Genomic DNA, 15,410 nt, shown 5'->3' with positions numbered 1-15,410 from the left:
GATTCCTCGATCTCAGCACTCAACGTTTCTGCCGGCGCTGGAGCCGACGCCGACGCGGACTTCGATTCCGCCCCGTCGACGTCATCATGGACGACTCCTGGCGGCGGGGGGCGGTGCCCACGACGGGCGCCGTCCGCCCGGACCGTCCCACCGCGCAGCGGAAGGTCCACCGTGACATCGCGGGACTGGTTTCGTCGTACCGCACCGGATTTCCGCCGTAGCGTACGGGGATCTCGCCATACCGTATTGGCTCGGACGGAAACCGTCTCCTACCGTTCAGCCCTCCAGACCTCCGGCGCGACGGCCTTCTTCCTCGCCGCGGCTCCTGCCCGGGTCGGGGTGGCTATGGCCGGCCTCGGCATCGTCTGGCTGGTCCATGCCGAGACCGGATCGTTCGAGGTGGCCGGCCTGGTCACCGGTTCGTTCGCCGTGGCGGAGACCCTGGTGGGCCCGCAGACGGCCCGTCTCATGGACCGTTTCGGACAGCCACGCGTCCTCGTCCCCCTCCTGTGCGCTCACGCCGGTGCGATCGCCGCCCTGGTCGCGTTGAGCCTGACGGGGGCGCCCGCGGTCCCGCTGATGGCGGCCGGCCTCGCCGCCGGGGCGACCATCCCGCAGTTCGGTGCGCTCTCCGCGGCCCGCTGGTCGGCCTTGCTGCACGGCAGGGCCGAACTCGCCCTGGCCTTCGCACTCGAAACCATCAGCAACGAAGTCGCCTTTCTCCTGGGTCCCACCCTCGCGGTGCTGATGGCAACCCAGGTGCACCCGGCCGCGGGTACGGTGCTGGCGGGGGCGCTCGTCGTCGGCGCCGGAATGGCCTTCGCGGCGCTGCGTCGTACGGCCCCGGCGCCCGCGCCGGATCGTACGGCCGCCCGGGGCCAACGGCCTCTGCTGACCCGGAACTTCGCCACGCTACTGGCGGTCAACCTGGCCCTCGGCGTCTTCTTCGGCTCGATGCAGGTCTCGGTGAGCGCCTTCGCCGACGTTCACCACGCCGTCACGGCAGCCGGGTTCCTGTATGGGCTGATGAGTGCGGCAAGCCTGCTGGCCGGTCTGGCCTACGGGCGACACCACCGGCACACCCCGCCTGCGGCCCAACTGCCCCTGATCCTGACCTTTCTCGCCTGCGCATCGCTGCTGCCGCTCCTGGCCAACTCCCCCTGGCAGCTCGGCCTTGCCCTCCTGTTCCCCGGTGCGAGCGTCGCTCCGTGCATCATCGTCTCCTCGACGCTCATCGAGTCGGTCATGGATCGGTCGGTCCTGACCCAAGCCTTCACCTGGACGAACTCCGCGAGCGCGGCGGGCATCGCCGTCTCTGCCGCCGCGGTCGGTCGACTCGTCGACGGTCCAGGCGGCACACGAGCCGGCTTCACCGTCCCCTTCCTCACCTTGGCCGCAACCGCAGCCCTGACCTGGGCCGGCCGTCATGCTCTCACTACGGGTACCTCGGCATCCGAGCAGACGCCGTCGACCGGTAGTGGTCGGCTGCGGGGGTGATGTTGACGGCGTGGGGAAGCATGGTCCGGCATCCTGTCGGTCGTGGCGATCACGCCGTGCAGGTCGAAGCGGGCCAACAGCGGGGTGAACGCCGGGATCTCGTTGCGCTTGACCGCCACCTGGCGCTGGGCGATGACGGTCTGGCTGCCGTGCGGGGCGGCAGCCGGCACGTGGCCCGCCGTTGTGCCGCCGGTGCGCGAGCCGCGCATCGCCTCACTGTCCGGGTCGAGTCCGGCGCGGACCTCCCGGTCGGTGTCTGCTGCGTACCGGGCGGTCTGCGCGAGGGAGCGGGCTTCGCCGAGCACCATCCGACAGGCATGGGACGGGGAGACCCGGCTCAATGCCGTTTTCTCAACGTGATCCTTTCGCCGATCGCGCTGGCCCAGTGCCCGCTGCGGCTGGCCGGGGGCATCGTCCGGGGAGAGAATGAGGACACGGCCTGGATGGATCTCGTCCGATGCTTCTGTGATCGGAGGGAACGCGGTGGGAGACCAGCAGAACCGAGCGGCGCTGGACCGGCACTGGGCAGCGTCCGCTGCCGGGGACCAAGACGTCGAGCACGAGATCTATCACGACGACGTCATCACTGACTATCCCCAGTCGGGTGAGCGCATCCACGGCCGCCGCAATCTCCAGGCGCTGCGCTCACACCACCCGGCCAAGCTCACCTTCACCGTCCGACGGATTCTCGGTAGTGGGGATCTTTGGATCACCGAATATGTGATCGACTACGACGGGAAACCGGCATCCACCATCAGCATTATGGAATTCCACGACGGAAAGGTCGCCCACGAGACCCAGTACTTCGCGGAGCCGTTCGCTCCGCCCGCCTGGCGTGCCAAATGGGTGGAATCGATGCCCCAGTTCTGAGCTCGTTACGACGGTTCAGGCGCCGGTTGGAATCGCGCGATGCCTTCGTGTCCACTGAGGAGCCGTCGACGGCCACCACCACCGCGGACTGCACCTTGCGGACGTAGACCGTGATACGCGCCCCAGTGACGCGAGTTGTTCCACACTCACGAAAATAACGCTTCAAGGTCCTTGTTTTCGCCTCCTCCTGGGAGTTCGTGTCCGAGTGTGCACCCTCTGGGTCGCGGACCGCGACGATCCGGCTGAATTTCAGAATGCGTGCCGGTATGGCCTGGGCGGGAAGCTCGATTCCGGCGAGTGTGTTCGAAGAAGTGGGGTCCTGCACCAGGGCCAGGTCCGTCAGGATCCGGGTGTCTTCAGGGTTGGCTCCCATCCAGACTCGGTGTCGGCCCGGCAGATAGAGCAGTCCGTCACCCGGACGACCTGCATGCCGTACGGCGTTGCCGATGGCGATCACGTCATCGTGTCGGCTTTGGGGCATCCGCAGGTAGAGGCTCGGCGGGAGGAGTGCGGCCAGCACCGCAAGGGCTGCGACCCACGATGCCCGAGAGGACAGCTGCCGTCTGTGGAGACGATCCATCCCGGCACCCAGCAGCAACGCGAATCCGATGCTGCTGTAGAGAACGTACCGGTCGACAAAAAGGGGCTTGACCGGTGAGAGAAGGAGCAGCAGGAGGCCGGGGAGCACGAGGATCGGCAGGGCCAGGGCCGGCAGTTGTATCGGCGCCCTGACACTCATGGGACACCGGGCACATCTCATGCCCACGATCACCATGGCCAAGAACCCCAGAAACTGCACGGGATCGGGCCAGGCGATCCAGGAAACCTGTCCCGACTCCCCTGAACTGCGGATGGCCAGCGGCAGCAGCCCGGCGACGATGCACGCGACAGTCACGCGCCACGCCCTCAGTAGTGGTCGTGGAACGCCGGAGACGAGCAACGTCACGCCGTGTGCGGCCAGGGCGAGGACAGCGAACTCATGGAGCAGGCAGGCAAGCAGCATGGTGGAGCCGTAGGCCGTCCACCGCCACCGTGTGTGGCGTACGACGCAGGTGGCGAGCACATAGGTCGCCCAGGTGACGAGGGCGCACACCATGGCGTAGGAACGGCCTTCTTGCGTGTACCGCTGGATCTGCGGGACAAGGGGAAAGACCAGTCCGGCCAGCAGCCCTGCGCGAGGTCCCGTAAGGCGTAGCCCCAGAAGTCCGACTCCGGCCGCTGCCACGGACATCGCCAGCACCGACGGCAGCCGCAATGTCAGCAGACCGCCACCGACGAGGCCGTAGATTTCGTGCATGATGGCGTAGTAGCAGGCGTGGACCAGATCAACATGCTGGGCGGTGCGCCATATGTGGGTCAGATCGCGATGCGCGAGCTGATAGGTGACGGACTCGTCGCCCCACATACTGTTCTGCCTGCGGATGCCCCAAAGTCCAAGAGCGAACGTCACGGTCATGGGCACGATTGCGACAAAGGCCTTGATGCGGAATCGGGAGAGGCCGCTGGAGGACGGGGCAGCCTTTGCCGGCTGTGGTGCTTGCTCACGGACGGTGCTGATCTCGAACTCCAAGTGTTGGACCGCATGGACGGGGACGCGGGAAGTGAGCAGGCGGAGTGGTGAGAGCGAAGAAGTGATGCACAGGCTCAGCTCACCGAGCGGGGCTGCGGGTGCGGGAGTGGCCACTGTTCCGGGTACGGCGGGGCCGCGGTCGTCAAAAGGCATGGGCAGCAGGGTCTTTCAGAGGCAACAAGGGCGCCGTCAGCGTGCCCGGCCTCTGCTGACCCGTCGCTGACCCAACCTGATCACGGCATCAGGAAGCCGTGCGGGGACTGTGCGACGCTGCACGTCATGCGCATCTTGGTGATAGAAGACGAGATAGACCTCGCGCGGACCCTGCACACCGGTCTGACCGCCGAGGGCTACACCGTCGATCTCGCCCACGACGGCCGACAGGGACTGTGGATGGCCCGCACCGGCGCATACGCTCTCGTCGTCCTGGACCTGATGCTGCCCGGACTCAACGGCTACAAGGTGTGCGCCCAGTTGCGCCGCGAGGGCAACACGACTCCCATCCTGGTGCTCACCGCGAAGGACGGCGAGTGGGACCAGGCCGAGGCCCTGGACACCGGGGCCGACGACTATCTGGCCAAGCCGTTCTCCTACGTGGTGCTCGTCGCGCGGCTACGAGCCCTCGTGCGGCGGGCTCCCACGACCGCACCGCCCGTCCTTGCCGTGGGCGACCTCTCGATGGATGTCGCCACCCGTGTCTGCCGCCGGGCCGGTACCCGAGTAGACCTGACGCCCCGCGAGTTCGCGGTGCTGGAGCTGCTGGCCCGCCGGGCGGGGCAGGCGGTCTCGAAAACGGACCTGCTGCATCACGCATGGCCCGACGACGCATGGGATCCCAACCTGGTGGAGGCACGCATCAGCGCTCTCCGCAAGAAGGTGGACGCCGCGTTCGACCGGCGGTCCCTGCAGACCGTCCGGGGTATCGGCTACCGGCTGGTGGACGACCGTGAACGCGCTTGAGCCGCGGCGCCGTTGGTGGCCGCGCTCGGTACGGGCCCGCGCCGCCCTCGCAGCCGCCTCGGCCGCCGCTGTAGTCCTGGTCGGCATCGGCTGGTGGCTTCACCGTGACGTGTACCGCCAGAGCATGGACACCACCACGACGCAGGCTCAGGAACAACTCTGGGGGCTCGTCGGGCAGTTGGAGCAGGGCGTCGCTCCTGACGACAGAAGTGCCCTGCCCTACGAGATCGTCGCCACCGGCCGACGCTCGTCGGTCGCCCACAGCTTCGTCATGGAAGGCTTCGACTCCGGGACCCGGCACGTGCTGCCCGCCCCGCCGTCGGCCGGGCAGCCCGAGTGGAACATACGTACCGTCCGCATGCCCGCGCGGCACGACGACGTGTACGGGAGTGCCGACCTGTCCGACCGGACCTTCCGGGCGATGACCGCCGACGTCGAGGCCCGCGCACTCGGCCACGCCAAGGCCGCCGCCCTGGGCGTCGCCGACGACGCCAAGCTGCGGGTCTACGTCGTCCTGGCCCCGCAGGCTGCCGAGGCGGTCGTCACGACCTCGGACGGCCTGCTCCTGCGCACCGGGATCGCCGGTCTCGTCCTGATCGCCGCGGTCGCCTACGCCGCTACCCGGCTCGCCCTGAGGCCGGTCGAGGCCATCCGCGCCCGCACCGCCTCGGTCACCGCGACCGACCCCCGCGAACGCGTCGACGTCCCCGACACCGGTGACGAGATCGCCGCCCTGGCCACCACCATCAACACCACCCTTCAGCGTCTCGACGACGCCGCCGCCCAGCAGCGGCGCTTCGTCGCGGACGCCGCCCACGAACTGCGCAGTCCCCTCACCACGCTGCTGGCCAGCCTGGAAGTCGCGCTCGCCTACCCCGAGCGCACCGACTGGCCTGCCGCGGCCACCACCGCCGCACGACAGACCCGCCGTCTCCAGGCTCTCGCCGAGGATCTCCTGCTCCTTGCCCGCCTCGACGCCCGCGTGCCGGTGGCCAGGCCCGCCACTGTCGACCTGGCAGCTCTCGCCTCCCGCCTGATCGAGCAATACCCGCTTGCCGACCGCCCGTTGTCCCTCACATGTGGCAGCACTGGTCCCGCACTTGTTCACGGCAACCGGAACGAACTCGAGCGGCTGCTGCGCAATCTCGTCGACAACGCCGTCCGCCATGCCGCAGACCACATCCTGGTCACCGTCCGGAATCAGGACGGCTGGGTCGTCACCACGGTGCGCGACGACGGACCGGGCGTGCCCGCCGGGGACGCTGAGCGAATCTTCGAACGCTTCACCCGGCTCGATGACGCCCGCTCGCGCGATTCCGGCGGCACCGGCCTGGGGCTCGCCATCGCCCGCGACCTCGCCCGCTGTCACCAGGGCACGCTCACCCTCACGGGCCGGACACCCGGTGCATGTTTTCTGCTGCGCCTGCCCGAGGCGCGCAGTCCGGGCCCGGCCGCACCTCTCCGAAGCGCGGAGGGCCCCAGCTTCGCGGCGGGGACGGACCCTGGTAGGTAGCCGCCGTCGGCGACGAACTCCGCGCCGGTCGAGTAGCCCGCGTCGTCCGACGCGACGAACTGCACAAGGCTGCTGTTCTCATCACCCCCGGCCAAGTGCGGACCGGCCGGACGTCGATGCCGACGATGAGCTCACCGGTGGCGGGGTCGTAGGCCAGGGCTGTTTCGATGATGCCGGAGGGGCACGCCATTGACCCGGACGTACTCCCGGCCGAGTTCGTCGGTGGCGGCATCGACTCGCCTGCTGCCCTGCATCCCCCAGGGCTGTTGAAATGATGGGGCCGGTACGCGGGTTGCGTACCGGCCCCATCGTGTGTGTTCGTCCGCCGGGAGCTACTCCTGGGCGGTCTTGCGGCGGCGCATCCACCACACGAGCGCCCCGCCGGCCACGGCAAGGGCGGCGGCGATACCCGAGATCAGGCCGATCGGGGAGTCGTTGCCGGTGTGCGCGAGGTCACCGCCCGGCTCGCTGGGTGCGGGCGTGGCGGGTGCCGGGGTGTGCGTGCTTCCGCCGCCTCCACCGCTGTGGGTCGGGGTGGGAGTCGGCTTGCCCGTGTGTGTCGGTGTCGGGGTTGGCGTGGGCGTGGGAGTGGATGTGCCGGTGTCGTCAGCGGCGGTGTTCGCGCCTAGAAGGACCTGTCCCGTCATGTCGGTGTTGTCGGTGAGGGTCTTCACGCTGGTCTGCGCCTGTCGGGGCAGGTAGCGGTGCTGGGCGGTGAAGCGCGCCTTGCTGACGTTGTGCTTGGGCTGCTTGGACATGTCGACGCCGCCCACCAGGTAGACCTGGACGGTGCCGTTCGCAGGAATCTTGTACTCGAACTCGCCGTGGGTGTAGATGTACCGGTACTTCTGGAACAGGGCCTCGCGGGTCCAGTTCTGGTTGGGCGCGCGCAGCGGCCAGCGGGAGACATCACCACTGTTGATGATCTTGTGGTAGTCGGTGGGCGCCTTGGCGTCCTGCTGGCGGATGTACTCGGCGGCGACGCGGGCGGTGTAGACGCGCCGCAGGTCGGCGTACTGGGGTGCGGTGTTGATGGTCTTCTCCACCGCGGGGACGATCATCTGGTCGATGACGCGCTGTGCCGCCTTGGTCTCGGCCTCGTTCGGGGTGCAGATCGGCGTGCCGGGGCCGGGGGTGATCGTGGTCTGCGCGGTCGACTTCAGGCGCAGCGGGGTGTCAAGGATGTAGATGCCGCCGTCCTGCTCGCGGACCTGCGCGGTCTTCGGCTCGATCCAGTTGCGCAGGCCGGGCATGCACGGGTAGCCGTTCTGCTTGGGCAGGGCCGCCCAATAGCGTTTGCCGAGGTCGGTATCGGGGTCCATGGCCTTGTAGAAGTCGTGCTTCATCTGGAGGTCGGCTTCCAGGAGCACACGGCCGGCGTCGGTCTTGCCGAACTTGGCGTCCATGATGCGGTCCGGCTCATCCGGGTTGAGGTTGACCCAGAACTTGTCGGGGCTCAGGGCGAGCCAGGTGAAGAACGCGTCCGAGATGAGCTGGGCCTTGGCTTTGCCGCCCCATCCGGAGTTCTCGGTGGGGTCCTCGTTCGCGTCGAACGCGAAGTCGACGCCCTTGCCCTTGACCGGCTTGCCGATGTACTTCAGGTCCAGGGTGGAGAAGTCGACGCCGCCGGGGCCACGGGGCAGACCACCCGGGTTGGCGACGTTCCTGCGGTTCAGGTATTCCGCCATGTCCTTCGGGGTGGGCCGCGACTCGCGGATCAGGTCGGTGGCGCCGCCACGGGTGGAGCCGGACTGGCCCGGGGGCTGCAGCAGACCGCTCGTGGCGCGCTGTCCGCCCTTGGGGGCGAGCTCCACGCGGTCGGAGCGGTAGTTGTACTCGGTGACCCGGTCCCCGGCGATCTGGCGCATGTCTCCCAGGAACTTCTTCGCGTCGGCCTTCTGAGGCTCGGCGAAGACGAACTTGGCCCGACTGTCTTTCCAGTTGGGGTCCTTGGCCCATGCGAGGTCCTTGGGGATCTCTCTGCGGTCCGGGCTGCCGTTGGACTTGATCTCCAGGATCTGCTTCGTCCGCGTGTTGTAGGCGTCGAGCTTGCGCCGGTAGGTCTTGCCGGTGTCGGGGTCCTTGAACTCGACCTCCTTCTGGCAGATCCAGTCCGGTCCGACCAGCCCGTGATCCTTGATCACCTTCCGTTCGAAGGCCTTGCCGCGGGGGTCGTTCCCGGAGTTGGTGATGAACTTCGCGTCCCGGTAGTCCTCGAACCTGGGGTATTTGTCCTTCTGCTGGAGCCACCTCCACCAGACCCGGTCCGGCTGTGTCGCCGGGGCCTTGGTCAGCTTGGACAGTGCGGCTTCCTTGGTGGCGGACGGCGACCCGAGGCCGTCCCACTCCTTGGCGGGGTTGACATACTCGTATTCGTCCCACTGGGACTTCGCGCGGGACGCGTCGAACTCCGGCAGGTCAACGGTCGGGCTGGTGCTGCTCGGCAGGCCGTACAACTCGTCACAGCGCTTGCCCGGATCCAGCGGCTTCGGTGCAGCGGTCGCCATGGTGATTCCGGGAAGCCCGGTGAGGGCCATGACCGTAGCGCACGCTAGTGCGACGGCCGACCGGCGCAGCGCACGCAACCGCCGGTTGCGTATGGGTTTTGGCACGTGATGTCCCCGTGGGGGCCCAGTAGGGCATGGGGTGTTCGTGGCGCCAGGGGCCCCCGTGGTCAATGTGGCGCCGACGAACGGACCTCACGCTAGACACACGCGTGTACCGGCCGTAGTCGATACACAGTTCGACAACCGGGTCAACTCCCCTTCTCCACAGGACCGTTACATCCGGATCGCGGGCTACGGCATACGCTCGGCGGCATGAGTCCCGTATCCCCCGGAACGCAGGTGAATCCCCGTCACAGCGGGCACGCGCATCTGGTCGTCGTCCATCCCCCCTTCGCGGCCCCGCTCCAGCCCAATGAGCGGCCGCCTGTTACTGCCCACGATCCGGGGGCGGCCAGGGCCGCGGTGCTGTCCTTGTCGACCGTGTCGGTGATCCGCCGTGAGTGCGCTCCGTCGCGGCTGGAGCATCCGGGAAGCCCGGCCAGCCGGGAAGAGCTGGATGGCGTACGCGCGGCCGTGTGGGGCTCCACGGTGAAGATCAGCGACCCTGCGCTTGTCGAAGACGGGGTAATGGCCAGTGCTTTGGAGGACGAGTTCCAGGCGCAGAGGAAGAAGCATCCGGATGCCCGGATCGTCGCTGTCTGCGAACGCGACTTCGGCGCCTCGTACACGAAGATCCTTGTTGCTGTGCCCGGTACCCCTGATCTGATGGTCGAGGGCTTCGACGAGCTGGAGATCACTGGCGACCCGCGTGGCACTCTGGCCGCTGTGGGGATCGACCCCGACCGGTTGGGCGAGGGATACGACATCAGTGATGAAGGGTTCTTCGACTATGACGGCTTCCTCCATATGCTCACGGGCGGCGCTCTGTCCGTCTACGCGGATGAAGAGCGCTTCGAGTCGGCGTTCGTCGTCGACCGGAGCGAGGAGGGCGAGGACAGCATCGGCGAGGTCTGGTTTCCATAGCTGGCGCCCTTTGTGGCAGCGCCAGCCATGCAGGTCTCGCGACTGAAGGCGGGGTCGGCGCGGTATCGCGTCCGGGCCATGTCGCCGAAGCGGGGTTTGTGGCCCAGTACTCCACGCAGTACTGCCGCTCAGGGCCGTCCCGCGCAGGTCGGCGATCACGGCTGCGGAGGCACAGTGTCCTTCGGTCCGGCGTCCGCTGCTTTCCCGGGCTCTCGCAGGGCATCGCGGAGCGCTGCGCGAGAGGTGATGCCCAGTTTGGGGAAGACCTGGTAGAGGTGGCTTCCCACGGTCCGCGGCGAGAGGTGCAGCCGTTGACCGATCTGCTTGTTCGTCATACCCACGGCGGCGAGCCTCGCGATCTCGTACTCCTGGGGAGACAGGCGGGTGTCCGGCGAGGCGCCGGCTTGGACAGCCGCGAGGCCTGATGCTCGCGGTTCGCTGCGCGCGCGGTCGCCCCAGGGCGATGCCCCCAGCTGATTGAAGGTCGTGAGGGTGGCGTTGAGTTGTTCACGCGCTGTCTGCGTGGCCTCGGCGCGCCGAAGGCGTTCGCCGTAGAAGAGCCGGATGCGGGCAAGGCCGAACGGCCAGGTGTCGGCGCCCGGCAGGGCCAGCGCGCGTGCGAACTGTGCCACGAACCGGTCGCCGTCGGCCTCATGGCGGCCGCGCCGTGCGTCACCAGAGCCGGCCTGTCCGAATATCGCGGGTACCTGGGCGCGGCGCAGCGCTGCGACGTGCGCCTCGGCTTCGGCGTGCCGACCGGAGAGAAGGGCCGACTCCACGAGGTCCTGGATCAGCCACAGGGTAGGTGCCTGGAAATGCGGAAGGACACCGGCGGGGCTCACCGAGGTCGCCCGCAGGAATGCCGCTTCGTATCCTCCGTGGCCGAGAGCCGCTCTCGTTCTGATCTCCGCGGCCGGGGTGAGGAGAAGCTCGATACGCCTGGGTGCCGCGAAACGCGTGATCAGAACGGCAGGGCCGTTGAGGTCGTCAAGGATCTGGTGCGTCGCGGCGACGTCGCCGGCCAGTGACAGGGGCGGATTCTGCACGACGGTGACCCGGTAGCCGTCGGCGGTCAGATGATCGTAGACGCCCTGCCAGCCCGAGCCATCGACGAAACCGCCGTGGACCAACACGATGTTCTTCACTTCGCTCACGGCATTGCCTCCTTCGCCCGGAATTCCGTTCCGGACTCGGTCGGGATGATGACCCGAACGTTAGAAGGGCGGCATCAGCCTTCGATTGAGCCAAATGACGTAGTTCGTGCGGCGGCTGCCATGGCTACGTCATCTGACCTATGCGCGAGCGCGGGGCGACGCCGGTTGCCTGGGTCCTCACCGCCCTGTCGCCAGGGACACAACCCACGGCGCCGAGAAGTACCGCGGCAGAACGACCGAACGGGGCCGTCCGCAGCCGGCGGCCAGGACGAAGGGGACGGCGCCACTGCGGCCCACCCGGGTGTCGTCGGCTCAGGCGGTGGAAACGGGACCGGGTGGCAGGTGGACCGTCATGATCAGCCGGCAGGGTTCGGTGCCGGCGCCACGGTAGGTGTGCGGAGCGTCGCCGTCGAAGGTGGCGGTCTGCCCGACTTCAACGGTGTGCTCGGCGCCGTCGACGATCAGGGTCATCCGGCCGGCGGTGACGCTGACGGTCTCCACGACTCCGGCCTGGTGGGGGTGGCTGGGGTACTCCTCGCCCGGTTCCAGTTTCCAGCGCCAGACCTCGACCGGCGCCGGGCCCGAGGTCGTCAGCATGAGCCGGGCCTCGCTGCCCTGCACACCGGTCCACAAGGGCATCACGGCGTCGGCGGCCACGACACGGACGCGGCCTTCGGACGGCCCCTCCAGCAGAGCGGACACCGAGACGCCAAGAGTGTCGGCCAGCCGGACCAGGGTGGCGAAGTTCGGGTTGCCCTGCGCCTTCTCCAACCCGACGAGAGCCCCCTTGCTGACCTTGGCGCGACGGCCGAGCTCGTCCAGGGACAGGCCCGCGCGGGTGCGGGCCGTCCTGACGTTGTGCGCGAGCGTCCGCAGGGCTGCCTCTGTCTCGGCCATCCGATCACCATCCTCGCCAGTGGGTCACTGTAGTGCACCGCCCGGTCGTTTGGTTGACACACCTCAGTCGGTTTGTTGTACCGTTTAGTCGTTCCATCGAATCGTAAGGGATGTACCGTGACCGCTCTGCTGCTGGCCCTGGGCAGCTCACTCGCCTACGGATGCGCCGACTTCCTCGGTGGTCTGGGGGCACGTAAGGCTCATGTGCTGCGTACCGTGATGATCGCGGCCCCGGCCTCTCTCGCGGTCGAGCTGCTGCTGTGGCCGTTCCTCGGCGCCTCGTTCAGCGTCGGCGCCCTCGGCTGGGGCGCCGCGTCCGGCATCGCCTCGGCCGCCGCGTTCGCCCTGCTCTACCGCACCCTGGCGATCGGCCCGATGAACGTACTCTCGCCCGTCACCGCCCTCGTGTCCGCCGTGCTGCCCGTCGGCGTGGGTCTGCTGCAGGGCGAGCACCTCGGCGCCGCCGGGCTGGTGGGCCTGCCGCTCGCGCTGGTCGCGGTGGTCCTGGTCAGCGCCGGACATGGCCCCGGGGCGGCACGCCCGTCGCGCACCGCGCTGCTGTTGGCCTTCGGCGCGGGCGGTGCCATCGCCCTCCAGCTGATCTTCCTGCACCAGGCACCCTCCGACAGCGGCGTGGCCCCGCTGATCATCGGCCGGGCGGTCTCCTCTGCCGTCACCCTGGCCGCGGCCGGCCTCATGTACCGCAGGCTCGGCTCCGAGCGCCCCGCCTACGCGATGTCGACAGCCGCCGGCGTGCTGGACTCCGTGGCGAACCTGCTGTTCCTTCTCGCCGCCCGCGGCGGGGACCTCACCGTCGTCGCCGTGATCACCGCTCTCTACCCGGCCGGAACCGTCCTGCTCGCCCGCAGCGTGCTCGCCGAACGCATCCGTCGCGCCCAGCTCGTCGGGCTGGGCACCGCCGCCGTCGCCGTCAGCCTCCTCGCTCTCGCCTGAACCCCGCTCCCCGCCCCCACCTCCGCCCACTACGCAAGGAGCACAGCATGTTCATCCAGCCCTGGGACACCAACCTGGACGAAGCCGAATGGCAGAGTTGGATCGCCGATGGGCACGACTTCGGAATCCTGAGCGTCAACGGCCTGCCCAGCCACCCGCCCGTCGCCGTCCCCACCCACTTCAGCAGCGACGGTGACCACCTCCTGGTCCACCTCGCCCGTCCCAACCCGGCCTGGAAGTCGATCGACCACGACCCGAACGTCCTGCTCACCGTTTTCGGCGACTACGCGTTCATCCCCGGCCCATGGCGCGCCACAGCCGGCACCCCGCTCACCGACGGCGTCCCCACCAGCTACTACACGGCCGTCCAGTTCACCTGCCGCGCCCACATCATCGACGACCCCGAGGCCAAGGCCGAGCTGCTGCGCCGCCAGCTCGCCCACTTCCAGCCCGACGGCGACCACGCCCCCGTCGCCGTCGACCAGCCGCCGTATGGCCGGATGCTGCCCGGCATCCGCGGCCTGCGCCTCGAAGTCACCGACGTGGTGGCCAAGTTCAAGTACGACGACCACAAACCCGTCGAGCACCGCACCGCCGTCGCCGACCACCTCACCGCGCGCGGCCAGGGCCTCGACGTACCCACCGCCCTCCAGCAGCGCCGCCGCCTGGACCGCATCGGACCCTGGAAGCCCTGACCCGCGCCCGTCCGCACGCACACAGGAACGGAACCCCGCTCATGACCGTCTTCCGCCTCAGCCCCGCCGTCGCCGACGCCTTCCCCGACACCCTTGTCGCCCTGGTCACCGCGACCGGCCTGCGTAGCCATGAATCCTGGCCCCACACCACCGCCGCCGTGGAGGACCTGGAGCAGCAACTTGCCGACGGCGCCTGGCAGCCCGCCAACGAGGACGACCCCCGTATCGAGGCGTGGCACACCGCCTACCGCGCCTTCGGCACCAACCCTCGCCGCATCCGCCCCAGCGTCGACGCGCTCGGTCGCCGCCTCGCGAAGAAGGGGGCCCTGCCGCGTATCAACCCGCCCGTCGACTCCTACAACGCCGTCTCCGTCCGCCACGGTCTGCCCGCCGGCGCCTTCGACCTCGACCACGTCACTGGGGACGTCGACATCCGCCACGCGGACGGCACCGAGACCTTCACCCCGCTCGGCGAACCCGACACCACCGAGAACCCCAAGCCGGGCGAGATCATCTACGCCGACACCACCGGCGTCCTGACCCGCCACTGGAACCACCGCGACGCCCACCGCACCCGCGTCACCGAGGACTCCACCCACGTCACCTTCGTCCTCGAAACCCTCCACGCCACCCGTGACGGCGACCTGCTCAAGGTCGCAGCCGAGGAGTTGCAGGGCCTGCTCATCCCGCACGCCGAACAGACCACCACGCACTACCTCAGCCCGGCACACGAGAAGGCCACCACTTGAGGCCTCCAGGCGGATCCTTGCCGAGCACCGCGGGCCCCTCCCCGGGCAGGGGCCGACGCGTGCGCATGGCACCAACGTGATGGGCCGGCCTGGGAAGTTGGGCCGATCGGGTCGCCTGCTCACCCGAGAGTCGATTTTGCTGACGTTCCATGCTTCCTTCGGCCCCGGCGCTGCTTCTCCACAGAGGCCGCCCGCAAACTGACGGCACGTCGCCGCCCCTCCACACCAGCATCACCACGAGGCCAGACCCCTTTCAGGGGCAAGTAGCCAGTAGTGGGTGAGCGTCAGTTGCCTCGATCAGACGTCAGCAACCGGTTCTTCTCCAGCTCCGCAGCCAGTTGTTCGGCGTCCACCGCGCCGACGCGGTAGTTCATCGCGGCCGTCGCTGCGTCCTTCCTGGTGAGGTGTCCCAGGAAAACAAGACCGAATGCGCACACACCACACGCCTGTCGCCCACCGAGGTACAGGCCCTCGAGCTACGAAGCCATGCGCATGACCCGCGCCACTCACCCCGAAAGAGGACCCCGGACCGTGTGCGTCCGGGTGCCGACCCGGGCCATACGCATCCCGGAAACCACCCCCGGCACCACCGACACCCACCAGAGAACCACTCGCAAAACAAAACCGCTCGGCCGGTTTCACTATAGCCTCACCCGAGACCCACACAAGAGACCCCAGCACACCCCCACAACCACCCGACCCCGAGCCTCGCACACCACCCCCAACCCCCGGAAGACACCCACAGAACGGAATCAAAACCCCCGCTTACCCAGCGAAGATCCCCACCACACACCCCCAGCGAGCCAGTGAATATGCACCCCGCACACCCCCACCCGACCCCACACCCCGACCCCCCGACCCACCCCCGCGAAATTCCCCGCCCACCCTTGAAAAGAAAACCGGTAGGTTCGTATCTTATGACCCTGCACGGTCCATCCCGGCACCTCCCACAGCACCACGGAGACCCACATGACCCTGCTCACCGTCCACCAGGACAACCACCCCAACCCCGCCACCACAG

Annotated in this window: 14 protein-coding genes; 8 read left to right on the top strand and 6 right to left on the bottom strand. The window is 68.6% G+C overall.

Translation table 11 applies throughout. From position 1 onward, the window contains the following. The first annotated feature begins 246 nt into the window (after window positions 1–246). Window positions 247–1,497, top strand: coding sequence for an MFS transporter (locus ACZ69M_RS38640; protein ID WP_470057443.1), 1,251 nt, complete (start codon window positions 247–249; stop codon window positions 1,495–1,497). Here ACZ69M_RS38640 and ACZ69M_RS38635 read toward each other — a convergent pair. Next, the gene (locus ACZ69M_RS38635) at window positions 1,425–1,805 is read right to left on the bottom strand and encodes a hypothetical protein (protein ID WP_470057441.1); all 381 of its coding nucleotides are present in this window, start codon (window positions 1,803–1,805) and stop codon (window positions 1,425–1,427) included. The genes ACZ69M_RS38640 and ACZ69M_RS38635 overlap by 73 nt on opposite strands. A gap of 175 nt (window positions 1,806–1,980) precedes the next feature. Between ACZ69M_RS38635 and ACZ69M_RS38630 the strand changes: the two genes are divergently transcribed. After that, window positions 1,981–2,367 (top strand): nuclear transport factor 2 family protein, encoded by a 387-nt coding sequence (locus ACZ69M_RS38630; RefSeq protein WP_470057439.1) that lies wholly within the window; start codon window positions 1,981–1,983, stop codon window positions 2,365–2,367. On the opposite strand, the gene ACZ69M_RS38625 is transcribed toward ACZ69M_RS38630, so the two are convergent. Beyond that, window positions 2,258–3,937, bottom strand: coding sequence for a glycosyltransferase family 39 protein (locus tag ACZ69M_RS38625; RefSeq protein ID WP_470057437.1), 1,680 nt, complete (start codon window positions 3,935–3,937; stop codon window positions 2,258–2,260). The two genes, ACZ69M_RS38630 and ACZ69M_RS38625, sit on opposite strands and share 110 nt — an antisense overlap. A 279-nt stretch (window positions 3,938–4,216) precedes the next feature. On the opposite strand from ACZ69M_RS38625, the gene ACZ69M_RS38620 reads away from it, so the two are divergent. Further along, window positions 4,217–4,897 carry a response regulator transcription factor gene (locus ACZ69M_RS38620; protein ID WP_470057435.1) on the top strand — a complete coding sequence of 227 codons (681 nt, stop codon included), beginning with the start codon at window positions 4,217–4,219 and terminating at the stop codon, window positions 4,895–4,897. Continuing rightward, complete coding sequence (locus tag ACZ69M_RS38615) at window positions 4,884–6,410, top strand: sensor histidine kinase (protein WP_470057433.1); 1,527 nt, start codon at window positions 4,884–4,886, stop codon at window positions 6,408–6,410. Before ACZ69M_RS38620 ends, ACZ69M_RS38615 begins: the two co-directional genes overlap by 14 nt. 332 nt (window positions 6,411–6,742) lie before the next feature. Here ACZ69M_RS38615 and ACZ69M_RS38610 read toward each other — a convergent pair whose 3' ends face one another. Beyond that, window positions 6,743–8,917: a hypothetical protein gene (locus tag ACZ69M_RS38610; protein ID WP_470057431.1), complete on the bottom strand. Its 2,175-nt coding sequence runs from the start codon at window positions 8,915–8,917 to the stop codon at window positions 6,743–6,745. Window positions 8,918–9,229: 312 nt separating this feature from the next. Here ACZ69M_RS38610 and ACZ69M_RS38605 point away from each other — a divergent pair, with 312 nt between their 5' ends. Next, window positions 9,230–9,940, top strand: coding sequence for a DUF6333 family protein (locus ACZ69M_RS38605; RefSeq protein ID WP_470057429.1), 711 nt, complete (start codon window positions 9,230–9,232; stop codon window positions 9,938–9,940). A 155-nt stretch (window positions 9,941–10,095) separates the two neighbouring features. Here ACZ69M_RS38605 and ACZ69M_RS38600 read toward each other — a convergent pair whose 3' ends face one another. Continuing rightward, the gene (locus tag ACZ69M_RS38600; protein WP_470057427.1) at window positions 10,096–11,094 is read right to left on the bottom strand and encodes a LuxR C-terminal-related transcriptional regulator; all 999 of its coding nucleotides are present in this window, start codon (window positions 11,092–11,094) and stop codon (window positions 10,096–10,098) included. A gap of 312 nt (window positions 11,095–11,406) precedes the next feature. Beyond that, window positions 11,407–11,991 (bottom strand): helix-turn-helix domain-containing protein, encoded by a 585-nt coding sequence (locus tag ACZ69M_RS38595; RefSeq protein WP_470057425.1) that lies wholly within the window; start codon window positions 11,989–11,991, stop codon window positions 11,407–11,409. Window positions 11,992–12,108: 117 nt separating this feature from the next. Between ACZ69M_RS38595 and ACZ69M_RS38590 the strand changes: the two genes are divergently transcribed. Genes ACZ69M_RS38590 through ACZ69M_RS38580 form a run of 3 tightly spaced genes read left to right on the top strand, consistent with a single transcriptional unit; the run spans window position 12,109 to window position 14,389 of the window. Then, complete coding sequence (locus tag ACZ69M_RS38590; RefSeq protein ID WP_470057423.1) at window positions 12,109–12,945, top strand: EamA family transporter; 837 nt, start codon at window positions 12,109–12,111, stop codon at window positions 12,943–12,945. A gap of 47 nt (window positions 12,946–12,992) precedes the next feature. Beyond that, window positions 12,993–13,640 (top strand): FMN-binding negative transcriptional regulator, encoded by a 648-nt coding sequence (locus tag ACZ69M_RS38585; protein ID WP_470057422.1) that lies wholly within the window; start codon window positions 12,993–12,995, stop codon window positions 13,638–13,640. Between the two features lie 41 nt (window positions 13,641–13,681). Further along, on the top strand, window positions 13,682–14,389 hold the full coding sequence (locus ACZ69M_RS38580) for a B3/B4 domain-containing protein (protein ID WP_470057420.1): 708 nt from the start codon (window positions 13,682–13,684) through the stop codon (window positions 14,387–14,389). 284 nt (window positions 14,390–14,673) lie between these two features. Here the strand turns inward: ACZ69M_RS38580 and ACZ69M_RS38575 are convergent, their stop codons facing one another. Further along, a complete protein-coding gene (locus tag ACZ69M_RS38575; protein ID WP_470057418.1) occupies window positions 14,674–14,826 on the bottom strand; it encodes a hypothetical protein in 153 nt (50 codons plus the stop codon). Between the last annotated feature and the right edge of the window lie 584 nt (window positions 14,827–15,410).

The organism is Streptomyces sp. NPDC107454, assembly GCF_055582885.1.
The sequence above is the reverse complement of the archived record's forward strand: the minus strand, read 5'-3'. Positions and strand labels throughout refer to the sequence as shown.

Bases quoted from the DNA above. Each gene is read 5' to 3' on its own strand.
- ACZ69M_RS38635 (WP_470057441.1), bottom strand. From the start codon at position 1,805: ATGGTGCTCGGCGAAGCCCGCTCCCTCGCGCAGACCGCCCGGTACGCA.
- ACZ69M_RS38620 (WP_470057435.1), top strand. From the start codon at position 4,217: ATGCGCATCTTGGTGATAGAAGACGAGATAGACCTCGCGCGGACCCTG.
- ACZ69M_RS38610 (WP_470057431.1), bottom strand. From the start codon at position 8,917: ATGGCGACCGCTGCACCGAAGCCGCTGGATCCGGGCAAGCGCTGTGAC.
- ACZ69M_RS38605 (WP_470057429.1), top strand. From the start codon at position 9,230: ATGAGTCCCGTATCCCCCGGAACGCAGGTGAATCCCCGTCACAGCGGG.
- ACZ69M_RS38595 (WP_470057425.1), bottom strand. From the start codon at position 11,991: ATGGCCGAGACAGAGGCAGCCCTGCGGACGCTCGCGCACAACGTCAGG.
- ACZ69M_RS38585 (WP_470057422.1), top strand. From the start codon at position 12,993: ATGTTCATCCAGCCCTGGGACACCAACCTGGACGAAGCCGAATGGCAG.
- ACZ69M_RS38580 (WP_470057420.1), top strand. From the start codon at position 13,682: ATGACCGTCTTCCGCCTCAGCCCCGCCGTCGCCGACGCCTTCCCCGAC.